The sequence below is a fragment of the Methanosarcina spelaei genome, from assembly GCF_002287235.1.
In the GTDB taxonomy this organism is placed as follows: Archaea; Halobacteriota; Methanosarcinia; order Methanosarcinales; family Methanosarcinaceae; genus Methanosarcina; species Methanosarcina spelaei.
This window is the reverse complement of sequence record NZ_LMVP01000507.1, coordinates 1-209: the sequence shown is the minus strand read 5'-3', so window position 1 is coordinate 209 and position 209 is coordinate 1. Positions and strand designations below refer to the sequence as shown.

Genomic DNA, 209 nt, shown 5'->3' with positions numbered 1-209 from the left:
TTCTTTAACAGCGAAAATCCGATTATCAGTATAGATGTAAAAAAAAGAATTCATAGGTAATTTCTACCGAGATGGAAAATTTTATTGTACTCAAACGGTAAAAGTATATGATCACGATATCAATACATTTTCAAATGGTGTTGTAATTCCGCATGGCGTATACGACGTTAAGCTTAATGAAGGTTACATCACTTTAGGAACCAGTAAGG

General features: G+C 32.5%; 1 protein-coding gene. It reads left to right on the top strand.

Translation table 11 applies throughout. The features are described 5' to 3' along the window. Positions 1–52: 52 nt before the first annotated feature. Positions 53–209: ISAzo13-like element transposase-related protein (locus ASJ81_RS24710; RefSeq protein WP_394339142.1), on the top strand; the 157-nt coding region annotated here is incomplete at its 3' end.